The following is a 21,938-nucleotide window of genomic DNA, read 5'->3' as shown; positions in this document are numbered from 1 at the left end:
ACACATAGACGGGTAGAACTCCCATCTCGAGAAGGTTTGCATTCCGATACAAAAGACCTGCCAGGTGAGAAGTAATTCTTCCTTTTGAATCAATTAGAGGCATCCCATTAGGTTGCCTGATAACTGAAAGGAATTGATAAATCGCATTATATGCATCTACCGCGATGTATTTTCCCGCAAGAGTTTCGAAGCTTGCTGAGGTCGATGGGACAATTTCAGAGAGATTGACTCCCACGCCAACACCCAATTCTATAATGAAGGGTTCGGAAATATATGTTTTGAAAAGAATAAGCGAGGAATGTGAAGATATCAAAGGGATGCATTGCTAAGCGGTGAACAATGAATTAAGAAAATAACTTGAGATATCGCCAATTTAAATCGAACCATATTCAAAGAGAATAAAAATCCATCTAATATTGAAAAAACTAACGAGAGAAATTTCATAAGCCTTAGTCTTTGGAATGCGGCAAGTAGAGAATCGCAAGTCCTGCCCCAATCCACGTAATTATCGCAATTATTACGCAAATGTTAGAGTCAAGGTAGATCGCCGCAACCAATAAAATCAATGGGAAAATAAGAGTCAAGAGGATCAGGAAACCTTTACTAGTAAATCCATTCAACATAATTCTCAATGTCGGATTGCAAGTCCTATTTATCTAGCTTTCTAATCAACTCCATGCTGTATGCCTAAGGTTAGAATCTCTGATTTGACATATTATTTTGACCAGGTTTTCCATAATCGAATTTCTTCCTTCATATCTTTAGAATTAAAAAGGGCGCTTCCTGCAGCTAAGACCGTCGCACCGGCTTCTATAACAATTGGGAAGGTATCTCTATTGATTCCTCCATCAACTTCTAGTTCGATCGAGCGATTTGAACTCTCAATGAGTGCGTTTATTCTCTTTAGTTTTGGAACAACTTCGTGAAGAAATTTCTGGCCAGCAAACCCTGGCTGGACAGTCATGACTAGAATGACATCGACAAGATCAAGATATGGTTCTATTAAATCATGTGGAGTGGAAGGATTCAGAGATAACCCAGCTTTTTTCCCCAATCTTCGAATATCCTTCAAGGTGCTCTCTGGATCCTTCGTTGCCTCAATATGCACGGTAATTACATCGGCTCCTGCGCCTGAAAATTCATTAATGAATCGTTCTGGTGAATTAATCATAAGGTGAACATCGAAGGGAAGGGTGCAAATTTGGCGAATAGCTTTAATTACGACAGGACCGATTGTTATATTCGGTACGAATTGACCATCCATCACATCTATATGAATCCAGTCTGCACCAGCATCCTGAACGCGCCTAAGCTCTATTTCTAAACACGAGAAATTTGCAGACAGAATCGATGGAGCTATTTTTACCATCCAGTGGTATATCTGCCTCGATATTAAAATATTTATTATAGGTTGTTTTTTGTTATCAAAAAAGAATTTCAATTACTTGGCAAATATACCGACGATGAGTATTGAAAATAGCATAGCGAGAAAGACGCAAGAAATTTGTGGAGTCGAAGGCTGCGAAAAGCTAGCAGAAAGATCTGTATCCTTGAAAATGGCAAAAAAAGCAGCCCTTTCATTGAAAGTTGAGAATCGAAGAATCCACCTTTGCAAAGATCACTATAAGGCATTCAAAAAAGCAACAAGAATTGATCGTGATCTCGAAAAGCTTGGTCGATGAAGTTCCCCTCGCGACAGAAATGATGGGACGTTCAGGAAAAAGTTAATTATTAGATTCGATACCTTCCCTCAATGAAAGCTTCTACAATTCAGATGCTGTCCAGTGCGGGGCTTTCGGCAGCATCCTTATTGATACCAAATCTCGCGAGAAATGAGTTTGGATCCACGAATGCCGAAATCGGTATCATTGTCGCCGCATACAATACATCAGTCTTTTTGTCCTCATACTTCTTCGGTAGAGCATCAGATGTTTATGGAAGGAGATTTGTCTTAGTATGCGGACTATTGCTTTCTTCAATAGCAACAGGGCTGCATGTCTTTGCAAATAGCACTTACTCCCTCATCATTATCAGAATAATAGTTGGAATTTGTGCTGGCATGTTCCCTTCGGCACTGATAGCATATGTGTATGAATCCGGCAAAAAGATAGGAAAATTCAGCGCATATGGCAGTCTTGGATTTGGGTTAGGAGTGTTTGTTGCCGGTTTCATTGGAGTCTATTACGAGATTTTTATTGCCAGTGCGGTACTTCTTGCAACAGCTTTTGCACTTTCATTATACTTGCCATTCGGAAAACAATCATTGCACAAAATACCACTCTTTCCAGCTTCCATACTCAAGAAAAACCTCCCTATCTGCGTGTCCGTAATGCTTAGGCACATTGGGGCAAACATGATATGGGTGACGTATCCCATATTTTTGGAGGATCTTGGAGCGGGCGCATTATTCATTGGCGCAATTTATGCAGTGAATTCAATAGGACAATTCATCTTCATGCAATTTTTGGATCGATACTCATCGCATTTACTCGTTGTTGCCGGTTTTATCCTCTCTGCAATTACATTTCCTTCTTATACGCTCGCAGTAGTTTACTGGCAGATCATTCCTGCGCAAATCACTCTTGCATCTGCATGGTCATGTCTCTATGTCGGCTCGCTCAAGTATGTGATGGAAAGAAATGAAGAAAGGGGAACGGTGACGGGGATCCTCCAATCATTTCTATCGATATCAGCAATTATAGGCGCTGTGCTTGGAGGTCTAATATCGTTCAAATACGGTTATCACGGTTCAATGTATTTTGCGACGATGCTTGCGGTTTCAGGGTTGATCGTATTTGTTTTCAGCAATCATCTGAAGCGATCTGCAAAGAATTAATTACGGCAACGCCATAGGGAGAAAGTTGTGCGAATCATATTTCTCGGTACAGCTGGCGGGCTGCCAACACCCAAGAGGAGTCTTCCTGCGACTGTATTGCAAGTGGGGCCAGAGATTATTTTATTTGATTGCGGTGAAGGCACGCAGAGACAGTTTATGTCGTCAAATTGTTCATTTGTGAAGGTGCGTAAGATATTCATCACCCATTTTCACGGAGATCACTTTCTTGGACTCCCTGGTCTTATCCAGTCAATGAGCTTTGTTGGTCGAGAAGAGCCGCTGAGAATTTTTGGACCTCCAGGTATTGAAGAAATAGTCGACATTACAGCAAATCTCGGATACTTCGATCCCAATTTTGATATCATTGCCAGAGAGGTAGCACCCGGCGAAACACTCTCGTTTGATGAATATGATATAAAAGCTATTGAAGTCGATCATTTAGTCCCATGTTATGGATATGTGTTGACAGAAAGGGCGCGTCGGGGACGGTTCATGGTGCAGAAGGCGAAATCTTTAGGTATTCCAGAAGGACCACTTTTTAGAGTTCTCCAAGAGGGTGAGTCTGTGATTGTTAATGGGAAGACTATAACCCCCGACATGGTTATGGGCCCCCCGAGAAAAGGATTGAAAATCTCGATTTCAGGTGATACAAAGCCTTGCGAAGCCTTCGCAGATGCGGCACGCAATTCTGACATAATGATCCATGAGGCAACATTAGATTCCTCGTTAAAGTCAAAAGCATACGATTTTGGTCACTCAACCGCAAGTGATGCAGCTCTCGTCGCCCTTAAATCTGGAGCACGAGCTTTGTATTTAAATCATATAAGTAATAGATATGATAATGCAATGATTCTTGAAATGGAGGCGAGAAAGATATTTCCAAACAGTTATGTTTCGCATGATTTGATGGAAGTCTTCGTCAGACATTGTGAGTGATGTGCCACAATCTGGCCATTTAGAGATCCTTCAATCGACACTTGGGAAAATTTCTCTCATCAATAAGGGTTTCTCCTTCAACTTTAGGTTACTGCATTTCGCATGAGAAAAAAGAAAGTATTGATAGCATATTTTCGATCTAACAAAGGTGTTGCAAAAATGAATGAAATGACGCCAAGAGATAGAGTCTTATCGACGATTAACTTAAAAGAGCCAGATAGAATTCCAACCGATTTCGGAGGTGTTGTGTCAGGTATCGTCTTTGGCCCTCCGTATGGATATGAAGCTCTGTGCCGAGCTTTTGGGTTCTCTGATCCAGTTACACCACAGATTAATTCTAGGCTAAGTTGTGTTCAAAACATAGATGAACGCATTTTAAGGAAACTAGATGTCGACATCAGGCATCTAAGCATTGGCGGGAGGCCGCTTGAGAAACTTCCAAATGGTTTGTATAGAGATGCATGGGGTCTGATATTGAAATCCTCTGGCTTATACAAGAGCATTCCGGATGAAATAGCGCCTCTGAGGGACGCTAGGACAACAGAGGAAATTGAAAATTATCAGTATTGGCCTGATCCTCTTGACCCAGTCTTCACGAAAGGCAAGAGGAAGGAGGCAAAAGAACTTAGCGAAAAAACAGATTTTGCAGTGTTTGCACATCCGGGATACGCTGGAAGAATATTTCATATGTATGCAGGATTAAGAGGGTTCGACAAATGGCTGCTGGACATGAAGGTTGATCCAGACTTCTACCATGCTATGGCGACAAAGATCACTGATGTTGCGATCGAAGTGTCTAAAACCTTTTACAATGAGGTGGGAGATTTCATTGATGTTGCAGTCTATTATGATGATATGGGAACACAGACAGGTGGATTCTTGTCGATAAAGGACTACAGAGAATTTGTTAAACCATACACAGCTAGGTATGCAAAAGAAATAAAGAAAATAACGCGCGCGAAATTGTTTTATCATACCTGCGGGTCTGTCTATTCTTACATAGATGAATTTATTGAAATTGGTATAGATATTCTGAATCCGATACAGCCACTTGCCCGGAACATGTCGCCCGAAATTCTTAAAGAGAAATTTGGTTCAAGAATCTGCTTTCATGGTGGTATCGATGTTCAGAGATTACTACCTTTTGGAAAGACCGATGACGTAAAGAAAAATGTGAAGCGAATCGCCGAAATCTTGTCAAAACGCGGCGGTTGGATATGTGCCCCCGCTCACAACATACAACCAGATACTCCTCCCCAAAACGTTATTGCAATGTACGAAGCTGTAAAAGAATTTAACTTGCAACATGAATGATCAGAGGAGCTTTAATACATCTGAATCTGTTATGATGCCCGTAATTTTTCCTCGCTTGGCCACAAGTACAGCTTTCGAGAAAGACAATAACGACGTCACTATGTCCAAGGGTGTTTCTTCAGGCACAACTGGAAAGGCTTCATCCATGATCGATGATATCGGCTTTTCTGCAAGTTCTTTCATGTCAGTCCCTTCCTTAACAAGTCGCAAAATTCCTGATTCTGTAATACTTCCAACGGGAATTTCTCCTTCAAAGATAGGCAATTGAGAAAAGCCTCTTTCTCTCATTATCTCCGAGGCTTTCTTGACTTTATCATCACTATATACGCCAATTACATTCGGTGAAGCGACTTCTTTCGCAACTTTTCCTCTCCGCCTACTACGCATTTCTTCATAAAGAGCATTAAAAATCCTAGTCATGATTTCATAACTACCTGAAATAGTACCCCTTTCTATCTTCGCGATAGTAGATTGACTGACCTTTGAAAGAGCGGCTAGATCTGATTGTGTTAGATCAAGGGACTTTCGAAGTTTTTTTATTTCGGAAGAATCTGGAAATTTTAACATTTCTATTAGATATATCAATTATTCCTATTTGAATAATTATGTCAATCATGTATTTAAATATAGAATCAGGTTCGCCGTCAAGAAAATTAAACAAATCATAGGATGAAAAATCGTCCAACAGTTAATGTGCATCGAATATTAAGATCATAAGGAGGCATTTTATGGCACGAAACATCGTGGTGGAGAGAATCAACTACACGCCTATTCAGAGGCAAAGAGTTGAACTTGTTGAAAGAAAAGGTATTGGTCATCCAGATAGCATTGCAGACGGACTTGCGGAGTCGGTGAGTAGGGCATTATGCAAGCTATATATTGAACGGTATGGTAGAATACTTCACCATAATACTGATGAAACGCAGATAGTAGGCGGTCAGTCAGCTCCAAGATTTGGAGGTGGAGTCGTTCTGGAACCAATCTATATATTGCTAGTGGGCAGGGCCACTACTGAAGTTAATGGGGAGCGTTTGCCGATTAGACACACGGCAATCAAGGCAGCGTCTGATTACCTTAAAGAACACTTCCCCAATCTAGATGTGACTACAGATGTCATGTTGGATTGCATGATTGGGAAGGGTAGTGTAGATTTGACGAGCGTCTATGAAACGAAGAAACTCCTTGCAAATGACACCTCATTCGGAGTTGGCTATGCACCTTTGAGTGAGACTGAAAAGGTAGTACTCGAAACTGAGAAATTTATCAACGGGCCTGTGAAAAAGAGATTGAAGGAGACTGGAGAAGACGTCAAGGTCATGGCTTCGAGGGTCAATGGTAAAATCGTACTCACGATCGCGTGTGCAATGGTTGATAGATACATCGACGATCCCGATCATTACCAAAATGTCATTCAAGAGCTGACAGAAATGGTAGCAGATCATGCTGTAAAGTTTACATCAAATGAGATCGAAGTCAAGATTAATGCTGCAGATAATTACAAGGATGGGATTTATTACCTCACTGTTACTGGCCTATCTATGGAAAATGGAGACGATGGATCAGTTGGTCGTGGAAATCGGGTCAACGGACTTATAACGCCATATCGACCGATGAGCATGGAAGCATCCGCAGGAAAGAATCCAGTAACACATGTAGGAAAATTATATAACTTGCTCGCTAAACAGATCGCGGAAGAAATCGCCAATACGTGCGGTGACGATGTACTCGAAGCTCGGGTCAGACTGCTCTCTCAAATAGGTCGGCCAATCTTCGATCCGCAGACGGCTAGTATCCAATTAATAATAGCAAATAATGCAAACTTTGAAAAAATCAAAAGTGAAGCAGAGAGCATTACAGCTTATTGGCTTGACAACATAGGGCAAGTGACAGAAAAAATAGTAAATGGTCAATTACCTGTATTTTAACGTATGAAAATACTAGTGCCCGGAAAATATGGACCTATCCATCGTTTTACGGATTATCATGTCTATAAAACTCTTCAGATTCTGGCCAATAATGATCTGAAAGGTAGAAGGCAGCTTGCTAGGGAAATTGGTATAGGCGAAGGTAGCATGCGAACAATTATCGATCAGCTCAGAGAAAGAAAGCTTGTTGAGGTCAAAAGAAATGGAATAAAGATTACTGCAAAAGGCATCGATCTCCTAAAAAATATACCCATAGAACTTAAATCCGTTGAACCGACAGAAATCTCTATGGGACAATACGGAGTTGCTGTTAAGATTAAGGGAAAAAGCGAACAGATACGTACTGGAATCGAACAGCGAGATGCTGCATTAAAAGCAGGTGCCGATGGTGCAACCACAATTGTCTATAAAAACGGTAGATTGATAATCCCATCAGATTATGATTTGGACTCAGGAAAGCCAGATGTTGCGAAGCTCATTCGAAGCTTATTCGATCTTGATGAGGGTGATGTTATCATAGTGGGTAGATCTTCGGATCCTAAACTTGCGGAAAGAGGCGCACTAGCAGCTGCTTTCGATCTCCTCTAATGATTCATAACTATTCCTTTTTAAATAAACTGACTATTTTTCTAATAATATTATTTTTCGTACTTCAATGTAAATAACAAATAAATATTGGATCGCTTATTGGGTAAGGTGGGATGATATATCCCACAAGAATTAGCCAGATACGCAGGGAAATGGTGAAATTATGAAATGGCAGGTTGCTATCTTAGCAGGTATGATTGTTTTGGGATCAATGTTAGCAAATGCATATGCATATAATGATTTGGCTACAGATATTGATGAAATCGCTGTCCTTTTTGACTATGGCAATGGACGAGTGCAGTGGGTTGATTTATCGATAACTGATGATATGTCAGCATTTAATGCAACCGTTAAGGCAGCCGAAACACTTGGTATAAGCTTGGATTATATTCAATCAGAATATGGAATTTTTATATTGGGTATAAATGAAATAGAAAATAATTGGCCATTTGAATATTGGCATTTGTGGGTATGGAATTCAACCTGTGCAAATTGGCAATTATCTGCAACGGGTGCAGATGCGCTTCGAGTCGATGGATTGAAAGCAGTTGCATGGAGCTACGTGATGGACAGAATGGACTGGTCAACAACTCCTCCAGATGCAACTCCTGACAATCGCTATCCCTGGACGAGCTTCAGACATGATCTATTTAATACAGGAGAGAGTCAGGGTATTGCCTTATTAGAGGCCGAGAAAATATGGGAATTAAATCTTGAAAGCGGGGCGATTGACAGCAGTCTTATTGTCTCTGGAAACCGCATTTATGTAAGCACAGCTGGAGTATACAATTGGTCCGAATTTGAGTATGATTGCCTTCCACAGGTTTTCTGTCTAAATTTTTCTGGCGATATCCTGTGGAGATCAGAATTAAATGCATCAGGCTACCAGATCTCAACTCCTGTTGTTGCAGGTGATATGATCGTCGTGGCTTCGACTGATGGCCAAGTTTATTCTTTTAGTAAGAATGATGGATCTCTGATGTGGAAATCGAATATTTCCTATACTTATCTTGGAATTACATCATCTCCAATTTTTTATCGAAATCAAATCATTTTGGGCGGCGGTGATGGGACTGTTTACTCCTTTGCCGAAAATGGCTCCCTCCTGTGGTCCACAAAAATAGCATCATCAATATACTTCTCATCTCCTGCCGCCCGAAATGGAATCATCTACATAGGATCGGAAGATGGCAAATTGCATGCCATTTACGCTAATGGAACTGGTGAATTGTGGAATGCCACAATTGGCGGAAAAGTAAGATCAGCACCTGCGCTTACTGATGATATGATTATTGTGACTTATGCTGCTTATGAAGGTTTCGTTGCGGTAGATGGTGGGGTTGTAGCTCTTGCATACAATGGCGAAGAGCTGTGGAGAGTTGATGTCAATGCCACAACGGCCTCAGTCGCACTCTGCAACGAAGGAATTGTAGTTACTTCCTCTGATGGCATCTCGTTGATATCAATAGATGGCGCGCTCAAATGGAAAAAGGATTTACGAGCTCTGTTGAAGGGCTCGCCCTCCGTAGCAGGGAATATAATTTATGTTACGACATACAATGAAAGCGAAATCTATGCACTTGATCTGAATGGTGATGTTCTCTGGCAGATTCCTTTGGATCCGGTAGACTACTCTATGTGTTCTCCAACAATAACAGATACGATGGTACTTGTATCATCAGATAATGGGTACATCTATGCTTTCTCAACTCCATCTTCGCCAGAAAATGATGGAGCGAATGGAGAGCGATCGGATTTGTTACTCATAGTTGCTGCCGTAGTACTAGCGGTCATTGTTGTCATTGGAGCAGTACTCTTCATTCGATCAAGAAAGAAAGGTAAAGTGTGAAGATGAAATTAAAGCGCATAGTAATTTTTCTGGTTACTGCAACTATTGCAGTAACTCTCATATTTTCAGGCTGTACTGGCGAAGAAAATCAAGTAGAAAAGGTCTCAGCAACATTAATCATTGATTTTAATGGACCGGAAGGCAGTATAAATCCGGGAAATATCACCGTTTGGCGTACATCAATGAGCTACCCTGATCAGTGGCAAATCGCTGAAGTACATGAAAACAATGGAAGAACTGTTTGGATTTTTGAGAATATCACAGGAATTACCAATGTTCTAGAATTACTTGAAAGAGCAGCTGAAATAGGGGAATTCGCCGTGAATGGACGCAGATATCAATTACCTGAAGGGTATTTTATTGAAGCAATAGATGGAGTTCAGAACGAGAATCCTGGCCGCGGATGGCAGTATTATGTCAATGGCGAATATGCATTGAAGGCATGCGACAAATACAATTTGAGTGATGGGGATGTCGTCCTGTGGCTTTTTAAGGAAATGAATTCGGGATGGTAGACTGTATGATTTTTCCATACAAAGATGTTGACTCGAGAATTCATCGTTTAGATGCGAGGCCAAAATTGGTATTCGTCGTATCGGTTTTCGTTTTTTCGATCGTCTTTTCCGATATTCTCTATTTATTTGCCGTGCTCATGTTCACATTATTAGTTGCATACACTGCAAGAATATTGAGATCCGCTTTATCTATACTCAAATATGGCATTTATGTTGCGATCTTTGTGATGATATTCAATATAGTCATTTCTAGCGGATCGAAAGTTCTGATCTCATTCGGTCCCGTGACCATAACATTTGAATCAACTTTATTTGCGACTAGCATGTGCTTGAGGCTTTTTCTTGCAATGACTGCCTTTTCAATACTGGCATACGCGGTTCATCCCGATGAACTTTTACGTGTGTTATCAAGATTGGGTCACAAGACAACAACTAGTCTAGCACTTTCGCTGCGAACGTACCCAACAATTGCGGCAGATGCTTCCAACATCATTGACTCAATGAAATCTCGTGGGGTAGAGTTTGAAAAAGGGAGTTTCATCAAGAAAATTAAGTCGAGAACAGCGGTTGTGATGCCACTCATAATGAATTCTTTGGAAAGGTCGATATCCATTTCCGAAGCCATGGAAGCCAGAGGCTTTGGAACGACAAAGCGGACGTACTATGGTCGCAAGAGTACGACAAAGATTGAGAAGTTGATGATGATATCTTTTTCTATATCAGTAGTCTTGGGATTGATCCTTTTCATGCTCGGATATGGTAACACAGATTATCTAGCTGGTTCGATTGGTGACTATTCATATCATAATATAATCGGAGTGCTAGTGCTCTTCATTTTTCTGTCACCTATTTTTCTAGGCAAGAAGGGAGGCTAAAATGATTGAGTTCGAGAATGTTACATTTAGATATTCTGATTCAGATAAAATCGTTCTCAATGATATAAATCTCGAAATCAGCGAAGGTGAATTCGTTCTTCTGGTCGGCAAATCTGGATGCGGTAAATCAACTCTATGTAGATTGATCAATGGTCTCATACCACACTTCTATGGTGGATTTCTTTCTGGCAAAGTAACCATTGATGGAATCGATACAAGGAAAGTTCCACCTTCGATGCTTGCCGGTATTGTTGGAACTATCTTTCAAGATCCCGAAAATCAACTGGTTATGACGAATGTTGAAAACGAATTAGCATTTGGACTAGAAAATCTCGCGATACCCGAATGGGAGATAAAAGAAAGAATATCCCTTTTTTCTCAACAATTCAATTTAGATAATCTCTTGCGCAGATTCATTCCTGAGCTTTCTGGGGGCGAAAAACAAAGAGTAGCATTTGCTTCAATTCTTGCTATGAGCCCAAAATATCTTATATTAGACGAGCCGACGTCGCAACTGGATATGCAAAATGCAATTAATCTTCTTGAGGCATTGAGGCGATTAAACCGATTAAAAGGTATAACCATTATTCTTGTTGAGCATAGATTAGATAGGTGTATCGATTATGCTGATCGCGTTATCCTAATAAAAGATGGAGAAATAGCCTTTAATGGCGGAAAGAATGAATCATTACCCATTTTGATAAAGGAGAATCTCATGCGCACACTCTCGCCTAGAACCTGTTGCCACATAGGGAATCATGAAGAGAGCGTTCTTTCCGCTCATGATATTTGGTTTTCTTATGACAATTCAGTTATCCGCAATATTTCATTCATTCTCAGAGGAGTTGATTTCGAAGTCAAGAGTGGAGAGATTGTGGCGATCACAGGGGAAAATGGATGTGGCAAATCAACTCTTATGAAAATTCTTAATGGATTATTAAAACCACAGAAGGGCATAGTGAAGTTATTCGGCGAAGATATTTCAAATAAATCAACGGCGCAATTAGCTGCGAGCATTGGTTATCTTAGTCAAAATCCGAATGACTACTTAATTGAAAAGAATCTGCAAAAGGAATTGGAATTTACATTGACTAATCTGAACATTCCAAAAGAAGAATGGCAGGAAAGAATTGATTGGATACTCTCACTTCTTGATCTCGCTAGATATCGTATGATCTTTCCGAGAGACTTGAGTTGTGGTGAACGCGAGAGAGCTGCGCTGGCATCTATTCTTGTTTCGAAACCGAAAATTCTAATCCTTGACGAGCCTACACGCGGTCTCGATCAATCAAGCAAGGACATGCTTGGCAATCTATTAAGATCGCTTCAAAAGAAAAGCATCGCAATAATCATCGTTACGCATGACTACCGATTTATCATAGAAAACGCCACTAGGATTTTCAACTTGCGAAATGGAAAGCTTATCGAAATTTCCATCGATGAACTATATGCAACTATACCTCAAAGTCAGACTGTGGAACAGCAGGGAGGTGTATTTGCCTGACAAAGACTTTTGTAAAATACTTTTTGATGATATGTTCAGTAGTCGTACTCGTCATTCTTCTTGCCCTTACACTTTTCGATACCCAAGGTCTACGCTTTTACGCAACACTGCTAACTACGATATTCGTTTTCCTTCTTATCGTCATACTCTTCCTCAAATTTGAGGAATCCTCCATCTCTTCAAAAGAAGTTGCACTCATAGGTATTCTTGCGGCGGTAACTGCTGCGTCAAGAATCCCTTTTGCTGCATTGCCCAATATACAACCATGTACCTTTATTATCATGGCCACAGGTTTAGTCTTTGGTCCCCTTGCTGGTGTCATGGTCGGGAGTTTGACAGCGCTCGTCTCCAATATGTTTCTTGGTCAGGGACCATGGACATTGTGGCAAATGGCAGGATGGGGATTAGTAGGATTTATCGCTGGTATAATTGGAATGAGGTTTCCAAACCTTGGCATAAAAGGTCTTGCAGTACTTGGAGTGGTGTTTGGATTACTTTACAACATATTGCTTGATTTTAGTAGTTGGATTTGGTTGTATGGTCTCGATGCAACGAAATTCCTGCTTGTATTTTCGATGGGTCTTCCTTTTGGCATTCTGCATTCTGTTGGCAATATGATCTTTTCTATTACGCTTGGAAGTCCTTTGCTTTTTGTATTGAGAAGGTTTAAGAAAAGATTTAGGGTAACTATTGTCCAGGGCAAAAACATTGAGAATAGTATCGATCTTTTTAAGATCGCTGATGAAAAAATTGTTAGAAGAGACACTTTGAATTCGTCGGTTAATCCAAATCATCGCGAACGAGACTGGGATGCAAAATAATTTTGCACTACAACGATTTTACTAGATGGACGTCTTTCTTCCTATAACTTTTTTTAATGTCTTATGCACTCGTACTTCTCTATTTTCGCTCATCGGAGGCTTTTCTCAAGTTTTCACATTCCTATTAAGGCGATCGAACTGTCGCTCGTGCTAAATAATTGCTCTATTAGTCATTAGAATTATGCTATTGCAGAAAATTTTGTCATTCGTTTGTATTCACACATCTATCTGATCGAAACCTTATGATCTCCATTTCCTTCCCTAAAGGGCAAAATTATTAATTATTTTTCAATGCGCGCATTGGTTCATTTTTTTCTTCTATTGAAAGTTATTGCCATTCTATCTTGCAATGAGTGGCTTTTCTTGAATTTCTTAAAATTTTATAGAAAGTGCTAATTCATATGAATCATGTCGAATACCATCGTGCTGTTGCAGGATTTTGTAATAAAACTTTTATGCAAACGACGTTGAATTTTTATCTTGATATAATGTAAAAAAACTCTAAATGGAACCGCAGTCTCAGAAATCAACTCTCCAAGCTCATGCATATTTGTTATACGAAATCAATTCGTCAAGATTCTTGCTTTCGTTCTTTTCTCCTTCTTCCGCAGGATAACCAAGCGGAGTAATCACAACAATCCTTGCCTCTGAAGGTATACCAATTGCTTCTGCGACTTTTTCTTCCTTAAATGAAGTTATAAGACATGTTCCCAATCCTTCTGCAGTTGCCGCCAGCATCAGCTGATTCATGGCCATAGCTACGTCAACGGGATAACTGTTCATGTAACCGCCCAGCATAGGATATGCTTCATCGGGAAGCCCGCATGCAACTATAACAAGTGGGGCTTCAGCAATACATTTTTGATTATTACAAGCTGACACTAACTTCCTTTTGATATCTTCATCGGAAACCAACACTAGTTTCCAAGGTTGAAAGTTTTCGACCGTAGGTGCAAGCCTTGCGGCATTGAGAACTTTCTTCAAAACATTTTCTGGTATGGGATCCCTTCTAAACTTGCGTACGCATCTTCTTGCTCTAATTGCATCAAATACATCCACAGGAAATCACTCCATCAAGTCCTAGAACTCGTCTTCTCACTTGTTGATCTCATTTTAGTTTCCAGATTCAAAATCATCATAATAAATGTCAAGAAAAACAAAACTAGATTCCATGATCGATCAAAGATCGCCTCCGAATCTTGTTGCGTATTCTGCGCAAACACCAAGGCGGCAAATTGCTCTAAAAAATAATAATTTTTTCTACAATTAAGTATCGAAACCATTTTTAAACATTTGATTTAGAATAGATGTGTCAACTCGCCTGTAAAATTTTTTATTGATGACTTCAATTTAAAATAAGCCAAAGAATTAAAAAGAAGAATTAATTGAATTTCGATTTCGTCATCATCATATGCGATCATCAATGTCTAGTAGTCTCCGGTGCAATCCGTAGGGTTTTACTACTATTCACGGTCTCCCAGTTATCGAGTATCATCGGAATTACTCTATCTGCCATCCCTTCTAGCGTTTCAATGCCCGTAACTGCTGTTGCTTTTTCCGAAAGCGAAACAATATCGTCTCTGCTGAGATACTGCAATTTGAATTTTCTTGAACCCGCCATTAGTTGCTTCAAACCTTCTCCGAGACGATCAACAAAATACGTATACAGGCCGACAGCTCCCCATGGTATGTCTTTTCCCAATTTTTGATTTGGATATTTCGCTTCTATGTCATGAGCCGCGATGAAGAAGTTCTCAGGAGAGTCTCCATATTCATCAACAAAACTTCTTGGCAATTTCTTCGATTCGGCGAGACGAGTGAAGTAATTCGACTTCATTACAGCTAAGAGCGGTGCACGTGCCATTGCGATAGCCTTGATCACAGGACCATCTCCAAAATTACTCATAGCGATCGCTTTGAAGATCTGCGTTTCGTTGACGAACCCTCCAGCAATCGCAATATCAGGTATGAATTTTCCCCTTTCTTTTAGTATTTGAACGCATTTCAAAACCTGTGCCTCGAGATGGATCGTCGGTGTACTTGATTCATTCATCATAGGAACAGGACTCATACCCGTTCCTCCTCCAGCACCATCAAATGTGATGAGATCAATCTTCGCCTCAGACGCCGCCATCATTGTGAATGCGACGACTTCTGGCCTGTAAGCACCTGTTTTAAGGAATACATATTTCGCGCCTCTTTCTCGAAGCTTTTCAACATCCTCTATGAAAGTTCTGGCATCTGGAAATCCTACTCTGCTATGTCTCTCGAACGTCTTGAACGCGCCAGCCTTGAACGCTTCCTGGACGTTTTTGTCCTCTGGATCTGGCACAACAATATATCCACGTCTTTTTAGCTCTATCGCTCGTTCAATCGAAGTGAGTCTTACCTCCCCACCAATTGATTTTGCTCCTTGGCCCCATTTTCTCTCGATTATGTTAACCTCAAGTTTCGATAAGGCGTAATCATCTACTCCGCCACGCTGATCCTCCACATTCGTTTGCACTGCGATGTCTCCATGCTTGCCATCCCATAATTCCCTATAGGCCCGGATTCTACTACTCAAATCTGGAGAATTTACAACCCTGCCATTAGAATATTTGGCATCAGGATCCATGCCACAAACATTTTCTCCGATCACAAGTATTGTTCCTGCAATCGCCGCTCCTTTTGCCAACCCATCCCAGTTCCTCTTTGCAACTGCCGTCGATCCGAGTCCAGCAACAGTCACAGGAATTTTCAGTTTTATAGGCTTACTCGATTTTGTAGCCACACTTGTCGTGATATCAGCATTTTCGAAAAATGCCTTGTCAGGAATAGGTTCAATTCCCCACGCACCTATCAATTCAGAGAGTATCTGGAAATGCGACCAATCCAACATAAAATCCTTATTAGAGGCGGCTGTACTTACGCCAAAATATTCTGGACTGGGATAAAGTACTTCGCGACCTCTGAACGCAGATTTTCCGACTTCGCATAATGTTTGACATTCCTCGATGCATAATGGACACATTCCGCTAAGCGGACTCACATCTGATACTCGGGTTTTCGTACCCGTTGTTGATCTTGCATTTTCGATAACGGCCATTTAATACCTCCTTATTGATTGCAATGCCATGTATTAGCATGTCAATATGTCTGTTCGGAAATATCATTGAATTATTTGTAATTTTTGAAAAGAAGAAATTAAATCTACTGTTATATTAGCTGAAAAAACGCGGTATTTTTGAAGATATTCGAAAAATAGCATGAAAATATCGAAATAATAATTCAATAATTTTGAAACCATTTCACTTTCGATTAATTGAGACTTTATTGAGTCTTGAGCAATAATAAGCATGAAATAAAGCGATTTGGATTATTTGGCGGTAATTAAAATGCCAATCTCAACGGTGCCAGAGTTTGGATGGCTACCTACCAAAAGAACTTGCTCCTGCGAAGCAAAACGGTTGAATTGCCTTAGTCGTAATGAAATGGCAGAGCTCAGCTCTACAGTTCTGAATATAAATAAACGACACATATGGAGGGATGAACATCCTGCAAGATTTATTCCTGATTTGCCAGAAAGATACATCAAATTGTTTTCGCACAAAGGCGAAACTGTGCTCGATCCTTTTTGCGGATCGGGCACGACTAATGTTGTTGCAGCTTATAATGAAAGAAACAGTATAGGAATTGATGTCAACCCATATTCCTTTGAAATTGCGGTGAAACGAATCCAGGAAACACTCAGAAGTGCTTCTCTAAAAACCACCCATATGGTTCTTCAAGGAGATTGCCGAGAGGTCATGGGCAAGATGCCAAATGAATGTATAGATTTGATCATCACATCGCCGCCGTATTTTGACGTCGTAGATTATAAGCATGACCATCCCCAGCAACTGGGCAATATTCACGAATACGAGCAATTTTTGAACGAAATGAAAAAGGCATTTAAAGAAATGTTTCGAGTCTTAAAATTCGGAAAATACGCAGTGGTAAACACTCAAGATCTTTTCAAGAAAGACGCTAAGTGTCCGATTCATTCTGATTACATTCAAATCGCAAAGAAAATCGGGTTTGAAATAATCAATGTTAATATTTACATTCTAAATTATAGCACTGGTGGAAGGCTTGTATATGGTTATCCAGTCTCATACTATCCAAAAAACGATCATGAATACATCCTTATTTTCAAAAAAGAATAAAAATTTTTTCTGAATTTTGCGGAAAGATTCTTCTGATTTATCTTCTCGCCCCAAAAATTTTATATATAGCAACTCAGGACTTCGATCAAATTTTTATGAAAATGAATTGGAAGGTATTAAGTTCATTTTTGATAATAGAGATTTATTGCTGAAATACCAAGCTGGCCCGAGGCTCCTTTATCTTTGGAGCCGATCAAAGATCATTAAATTTCCAATTGAATAATTCCATTGATTAGGCTCTACTATCACGCAGAACAATCGCATATTCTGCTATAATCAGATATGTTTAATTTATACATTTGACGATTGAAACCTAGTAGAACGCGACGAAATAATTATGAGAATATGCATCATGACTTCTTTTTGCACATGACTAATGGATATTTGAAAGCAAAATGGGAATGGCTCAAAAACGTGTTTCGCTTCACATATAGCCTTCCTTTCGTACTTGCATCAGTTACTGGCGTATCTATAGCGTATATGTACCAAAATGATCTTATGGTAGGCCTTTTTATTGTCTTGGATGTTTTTATTCTGTCCTTGTTTGTTAATCTATCAAACGATTATTTTGATCACAAAAGTGGGGCCGATTCACGGAGATTCTTCTCTAGCAATAAGGAATTTGAGAAAAAGGCCAGGGAAATTCTCAATCCCAAGTTATATTGGTCTGGCAATGCATTTGATCTTGGAATTATAACAGAATCTCAAGGAAAATTTATAATGGCGATGCTCGCAAGCTTCGCGATTCTCCTTTCGATTCCTATTATCATCAAAGGCGGAATAATTGTAATAGTGCTGGGTTTGGTTGCTTTTTTTCTGAGTTATTTCTATACAGCCCCGCCATTGAATCTTGGTGCGCGTGGGCTTGGAGAAGTCGATGTATTCCTGTCTTTTTTTATGATTTCCTTCTTTTCTTTTTTCGTCCTAACCAGCAGCCTTAGTGAGGACGCATTTCTCGTTGCCATCTCAATTGGCTTATTAATGATGACAATGCGAATAGTTGATGAAATGAATGGATATGAAGCGCACGTAAACGCTGGGGAGAGGGATCTATGCGTTAGGTTAGGCCTTAAAAGAACATCAAAGATTGTGATTCTGATGATGGTTGCAGTCTACTGCACTTCCATATTCCTGGCTATTCATATTCATCTCATTTATACCATAACACTCATCACAATTCCGATCTCAGTAAAAATAGCGAAGACATTATTTGATCGCAATGACCCATACAGATTTGTCCGTCCTGCCCTTTTCATGTTCGTACTATCCTTCTCATATCAGTTGCTTCTTATCATTGCGTCGATAGCGCGAATCTTCCTGACATCTGGATGATCGTTTCCATGTTCCCTCTGGTAATTAACCGATATTCTCTCACTGCATTGAATCCGCATTGTTTGCAGGACTCTGTTCCGCGAAGCGGACAGCCAAAGTGTTTTGAATCGTCTGGCAGAACGAATGCGGAAAGCCAGTAGGGGCATTTTTCCGAGTAATCTTCTTCAAGGAGCTCTCTAAGTGCCTTTGCAGTATTAAGCACAGAGTATCCTTGCTTCTTCATTTCGATGACCAGGTTCACCACCTTTCTTTTTTCTTCAAAATCTAAAGCAAGTGAATTAGGAGGGGGTGTTAAGAAGTTGATCATGATTCCTTTGATTTTTGGGTTTCGTTCAACTAGTTTAATTGTTTCCTCAACAGCATCTTTGTTAATCTTATTAACGACCATATTTGCAAAAATATTCGGATGAGCTATCTCTTCAAGATTTTTCATAAGCGCACTATACGCACCAGATCCACGAATGGTATCGTGGATTTCTTCCGGGCCGTCGATACTGATAGAGATAACATCACTTTCACCAATGATTCTTCGTGTCCCATTTGTTGTATAGCCAATGACAAAATACCCTATTTCTTTTCCAACTGCGATTAAATCACTTAATGTCTTATTACCATCTCTCCAAAGAGTTGGTTCCCCGCCTTCAAAAAAAAGAATTCTAGCGCCTGCCTCGTAAAATTTTTTCATTTCTACTACTGCGGTGTCAAAGGACATTGATATTGGACCGGTAAGTTTATCGAGGTGTGCAGCAATGCTGCAGTGCTTACATCTCAAATTGCATTCATAATTAATCAGCATGGTATTGACTAGTGGATCTCTGGTTCCAGCCATTACCTTTGAAAGCCATAAAGCATAATAGAAAAACTGATGAAATTTACCGCTTCTTTTCATATTTGTTAGCAAACCTGCAAAGCATATTTAAATTATGCATTTAACTCGGGGGTGATTACACATATATCGTCACTGCTCATTTTTGCTAAATGTATACTTTATAAAGACAAGTCATTAATGAGATCTTAGGAACTATGTGAGATCCATGTATACCTCTTATTGTTTAAAATGGATCTTGATATCTTCAAAAAGTTTGTGATTTACTTGGCTCTAGATGTGTATAGCCATTACAATACCCCATTTTTTGAAGGGACCTCTGAATTTTTCACAATCATATTATCATATTAAGTATGAAAACTTTCAAATTTCATTCATCGTCACGACAATGAAAACCGATAAATCATATATTTCTCAGTACCCAGATTTCATTTTTTCAATTCAGAGGTAGATTATTTACACATTTGCCGATTTGTAATCGAGTTCGAATTTTGTTTTTGCCTCTCTCATCCTGAGTACTTATCTTATTGGAATTCAATATAGAGTCGTCTATTTGGCATATCGCATTCCTGAAATGCATAGAAGCAACTAAATCTCATTTTTGATGAGAAGGTGAACTATAGCATCAAATACCCCAAGCACAATTTATATGAACGATGAATATAGGAACAATCCTCGCACTAGCTTTTGTTGTCATTGGAATCATCATGCTAATCATAGAGGCAGCATATCCAGGTTCGTTTATACTTGTCCCAGCGACTGTCCTTATTGTTTTGGGCGGAATCGGTCTCATTTCTCCGGCGTGGTTGCTTAGCTGGTGGGCGCCAGTTGCAGCAGTCATCGTTTTAATCCCAACCACATTAATAACAATAAAATTATACCAAAGACTGGCACCGCCTGTTCCCCCAGAGACAACGGTAGCGGCATCCTTAGTTGGCGAAATTGGCATCGTAGTAAGAGAAGTGGCTCCAGATAGCCTTAAGGGGAAAGTAAGAATTCAGAATGATATCTGGAGTGCAACTTCTTCCAAGACCATACCAGTCGGGAAGCGTGTGATTGTAAAAAGTAGCGAAGGGGTGCATGTTTTCGTAGAAGAAATAGATGAAGCAAGCTTAGAAAAAGAAAGAAGAATGGAGGAAAGAAAGGTAGGCCCCTAAAAAAGGGATGATGGATTTGTTGAAGTATGATAGATATCATGATGAGATGTTGAGAAGAGGTGGCTAAAATGGATGTTATGGAAGCGGTTATACTTGCATTATTGCTGCTGGCAATCTTCACTGCAATAGGTATTCTCGCAAGTGGTATCAAAATTGTAAGACCATATGAACAAGCCATTTATATGAGATTAGGCAGATTTGTGAGAGTTCTCAATCAAGGTTTCAATTATGTAACCCCGCTGATAAATGAAGTTGTTAAAATTGATCTAAGAACACAAGTGCTTGATGTCCCTCGACAGGAGGTTATTACGAAAGACAATTCCCCGACGAATGTAGATGCCATCATTTATATTAAGGTAATAGATCCCACCAAGGCATTTTTCCAAGTAACCAATTACAGAACTGCAACTATATATCTTGCACAGACGACCCTCAGATCAATAATTGGGGACATGGAACTCGATGAAATACTATCCAACAGAGAGAAGATCAATCTCCATTTAAGAGATGTACTGGATGAGGCCACCGATAAATGGGGTGTAAAAGTAGAAGCGGTAGAAATCAGAGAAGTCGATCCCGCTGGAAAAGTAAAGGAGGCTATGGAAGAGCAGACCTCGGCCGAAAGGTTACGCAGAGCAGCAATACTGAAAGCTGACGGACAAAAGAAAGCAGCAATCCTTAATGCGGAAGGAGAGAAGAGGGCCCGAATATTGCAAGCCGAAGGAATCAGGCAGGCAAAGATTCTCGAGGCTGAAGGAGAAAGGCTAGCAACAATCTTGAGAAGCCAAGGTGAAGCTCAGAAACTTAGAATTCTTTCTCTTGGTGCGACACCCCTTGATTCAAAGGCACTAACTGTTCTATCTTTGGAAACGCTTAAGGCACTTGGAAGTGGGCCAGCAACAAAGTTCATTTTGCCCTTCGAATTGACGAGATTAGTTGAGGGCGCGAGTGAATACCTTGGAATCGCCAGACAAACTCCACCCAGAGAGGTAACAAAAATCGAGGATGTTGAAAAGGCTGTTGGAAAAGTTGACGAGATTCTTGGGCCAATCCCCACACAGGAAGAGCTGAAGAGAGATCTGCAGTCACTGGAAGAGTTGATGGAAAAAGAGAAAAAGGAAGTCGAATCAATCGCGGACGCAACGAAGAAGGAAAGATCAAGGAGCGTTCCAGTCGATTGATCTTGGTTTCAGAAACAAACCTAGGAGAACTACCTAGATTGTAGATTCATGTGGCAAAGAAATAGAAAAACGAATAAGCGTTTCATAAATTC

The 21,938-nt window shown here is 40.1% G+C and carries 21 protein-coding genes; 15 read left to right on the top strand and 6 right to left on the bottom strand.

From position 1 onward, the window contains the following. Together QW087_07110 and rpe are read right to left on the bottom strand one after the other, a co-directional pair. Nucleotides 1-235: flap structure-specific endonuclease (locus tag QW087_07110; protein MEM2944489.1), on the bottom strand; the 235-nt coding region annotated here is incomplete at its 3' end. A 480-nt stretch (nt 236-715) separates the two neighbouring features. Further along, on the bottom strand, nt 716-1,369 hold the full coding sequence (gene rpe / locus QW087_07105) for a ribulose-phosphate 3-epimerase (protein ID MEM2944488.1): 654 nt from the start codon (nt 1,367-1,369) through the stop codon (nt 716-718). 94 nt (nt 1,370-1,463) lie between these two features. Here rpe and QW087_07100 point away from each other — a divergent pair, with 94 nt between their 5' ends. The 4 genes from QW087_07100 to QW087_07085 all read left to right on the top strand — a co-directional run bounded on the left by QW087_07100 (nt 1,464) and on the right by QW087_07085 (nt 5,086). Then, a complete protein-coding gene (locus QW087_07100; protein MEM2944487.1) occupies nt 1,464-1,682 on the top strand; it encodes a hypothetical protein in 219 nt (72 codons plus the stop codon). Nucleotides 1,683-1,753: 71 nt separating this feature from the next. Continuing rightward, nucleotides 1,754-2,836, top strand: coding sequence for an MFS transporter (locus tag QW087_07095; protein ID MEM2944486.1), 1,083 nt, complete (start codon nt 1,754-1,756; stop codon nt 2,834-2,836). A 27-nt stretch (nt 2,837-2,863) separates the two neighbouring features. Continuing rightward, complete coding sequence (gene rnz / locus QW087_07090; protein MEM2944485.1) at nt 2,864-3,772, top strand: ribonuclease Z; 909 nt, start codon at nt 2,864-2,866, stop codon at nt 3,770-3,772. A gap of 159 nt (nt 3,773-3,931) precedes the next feature. Beyond that, nucleotides 3,932-5,086, top strand: a complete 1,155-nt coding sequence (locus QW087_07085; GenBank protein ID MEM2944484.1) for a uroporphyrinogen decarboxylase family protein — start codon at nt 3,932-3,934, stop codon at nt 5,084-5,086. Here the strand turns inward: QW087_07085 and QW087_07080 are convergent, their stop codons facing one another. Further along, the gene (locus QW087_07080; protein MEM2944483.1) at nt 5,087-5,653 is read right to left on the bottom strand and encodes a CBS domain-containing protein; all 567 of its coding nucleotides are present in this window, start codon (nt 5,651-5,653) and stop codon (nt 5,087-5,089) included. 161 nt (nt 5,654-5,814) lie between these two features. Here QW087_07080 and QW087_07075 point away from each other — a divergent pair, with 161 nt between their 5' ends. From QW087_07075 to QW087_07045, 7 genes are all read left to right on the top strand, one after another. Then, the gene (locus QW087_07075) at nt 5,815-7,011 is read left to right on the top strand and encodes a methionine adenosyltransferase (protein ID MEM2944482.1); all 1,197 of its coding nucleotides are present in this window, start codon (nt 5,815-5,817) and stop codon (nt 7,009-7,011) included. Nucleotides 7,012-7,014: 3 nt separating this feature from the next. Continuing rightward, the gene (locus QW087_07070) at nt 7,015-7,599 is read left to right on the top strand and encodes a DUF4443 domain-containing protein (GenBank protein ID MEM2944481.1); all 585 of its coding nucleotides are present in this window, start codon (nt 7,015-7,017) and stop codon (nt 7,597-7,599) included. A 163-nt stretch (nt 7,600-7,762) separates the two neighbouring features. Then, complete coding sequence (locus QW087_07065) at nt 7,763-9,448, top strand: PQQ-binding-like beta-propeller repeat protein (GenBank protein MEM2944480.1); 1,686 nt, start codon at nt 7,763-7,765, stop codon at nt 9,446-9,448. Nucleotides 9,449-9,450: 2 nt separating this feature from the next. Further along, complete coding sequence (locus QW087_07060; GenBank protein ID MEM2944479.1) at nt 9,451-9,963, top strand: DUF4430 domain-containing protein; 513 nt, start codon at nt 9,451-9,453, stop codon at nt 9,961-9,963. Then, complete coding sequence (locus tag QW087_07055; GenBank protein ID MEM2944478.1) at nt 9,957-10,838, top strand: energy-coupling factor transporter transmembrane component T; 882 nt, start codon at nt 9,957-9,959, stop codon at nt 10,836-10,838. The genes QW087_07060 and QW087_07055 overlap by 7 nt, the downstream gene beginning before the upstream one ends. Nucleotide 10,839: 1 nt before the next feature. After that, complete coding sequence (locus QW087_07050) at nt 10,840-12,342, top strand: energy-coupling factor transporter ATPase (protein MEM2944477.1); 1,503 nt, start codon at nt 10,840-10,842, stop codon at nt 12,340-12,342. Nucleotides 12,343-12,368: 26 nt separating this feature from the next. Then, the gene (locus QW087_07045) at nt 12,369-13,163 is read left to right on the top strand and encodes an ECF transporter S component (protein ID MEM2944476.1); all 795 of its coding nucleotides are present in this window, start codon (nt 12,369-12,371) and stop codon (nt 13,161-13,163) included. A gap of 540 nt (nt 13,164-13,703) precedes the next feature. Here the strand turns inward: QW087_07045 and QW087_07040 are convergent. Continuing rightward, complete coding sequence (locus tag QW087_07040) at nt 13,704-14,222, bottom strand: nitroreductase family protein (protein ID MEM2944475.1); 519 nt, start codon at nt 14,220-14,222, stop codon at nt 13,704-13,706. Nucleotides 14,223-14,583: 361 nt separating this feature from the next. After that, nucleotides 14,584-16,251 (bottom strand): glutamate synthase-related protein, encoded by a 1,668-nt coding sequence (locus QW087_07035; protein ID MEM2944474.1) that lies wholly within the window; start codon nt 16,249-16,251, stop codon nt 14,584-14,586. Nucleotides 16,252-16,540: 289 nt separating this feature from the next. On the opposite strand from QW087_07035, the gene QW087_07030 reads away from it, so the two are divergent. Both QW087_07030 and QW087_07025 read left to right on the top strand, forming a co-directional pair. Next, the gene (locus tag QW087_07030; protein ID MEM2944473.1) at nt 16,541-17,350 is read left to right on the top strand and encodes a site-specific DNA-methyltransferase; all 810 of its coding nucleotides are present in this window, start codon (nt 16,541-16,543) and stop codon (nt 17,348-17,350) included. A gap of 369 nt (nt 17,351-17,719) precedes the next feature. Further along, nucleotides 17,720-18,682, top strand: a complete 963-nt coding sequence (locus QW087_07025; protein ID MEM2944472.1) for a prenyltransferase — start codon at nt 17,720-17,722, stop codon at nt 18,680-18,682. Here the strand turns inward: QW087_07025 and QW087_07020 are convergent. Further along, entirely contained in the window at nt 18,642-19,571 is a 930-nt protein-coding gene (locus QW087_07020; protein ID MEM2944471.1) for a radical SAM protein, read from the bottom strand. The two genes, QW087_07025 and QW087_07020, sit on opposite strands and share 41 nt — an antisense overlap. Before the next feature lie 593 nt (nt 19,572-20,164). Here QW087_07020 and QW087_07015 point away from each other — a divergent pair. Together QW087_07015 and QW087_07010 are read left to right on the top strand one after the other, a co-directional pair. Beyond that, nucleotides 20,165-20,665: an NfeD family protein gene (locus QW087_07015; GenBank protein MEM2944470.1), complete on the top strand. Its 501-nt coding sequence runs from the start codon at nt 20,165-20,167 to the stop codon at nt 20,663-20,665. Between the two features lie 68 nt (nt 20,666-20,733). After that, complete coding sequence (locus tag QW087_07010) at nt 20,734-21,846, top strand: SPFH domain-containing protein (protein MEM2944469.1); 1,113 nt, start codon at nt 20,734-20,736, stop codon at nt 21,844-21,846. Nucleotides 21,847-21,938 lie beyond the last annotated feature (92 nt).

The organism is Methanomassiliicoccales archaeon (assembly GCA_038850735.1).
GTDB lineage: Archaea > Thermoplasmatota > Thermoplasmata > Methanomassiliicoccales > JACIVX01 > JACIVX01.
The sequence above is the reverse complement of the archived record's forward strand: the minus strand, read 5'-3'. Positions and strand labels throughout refer to the sequence as shown.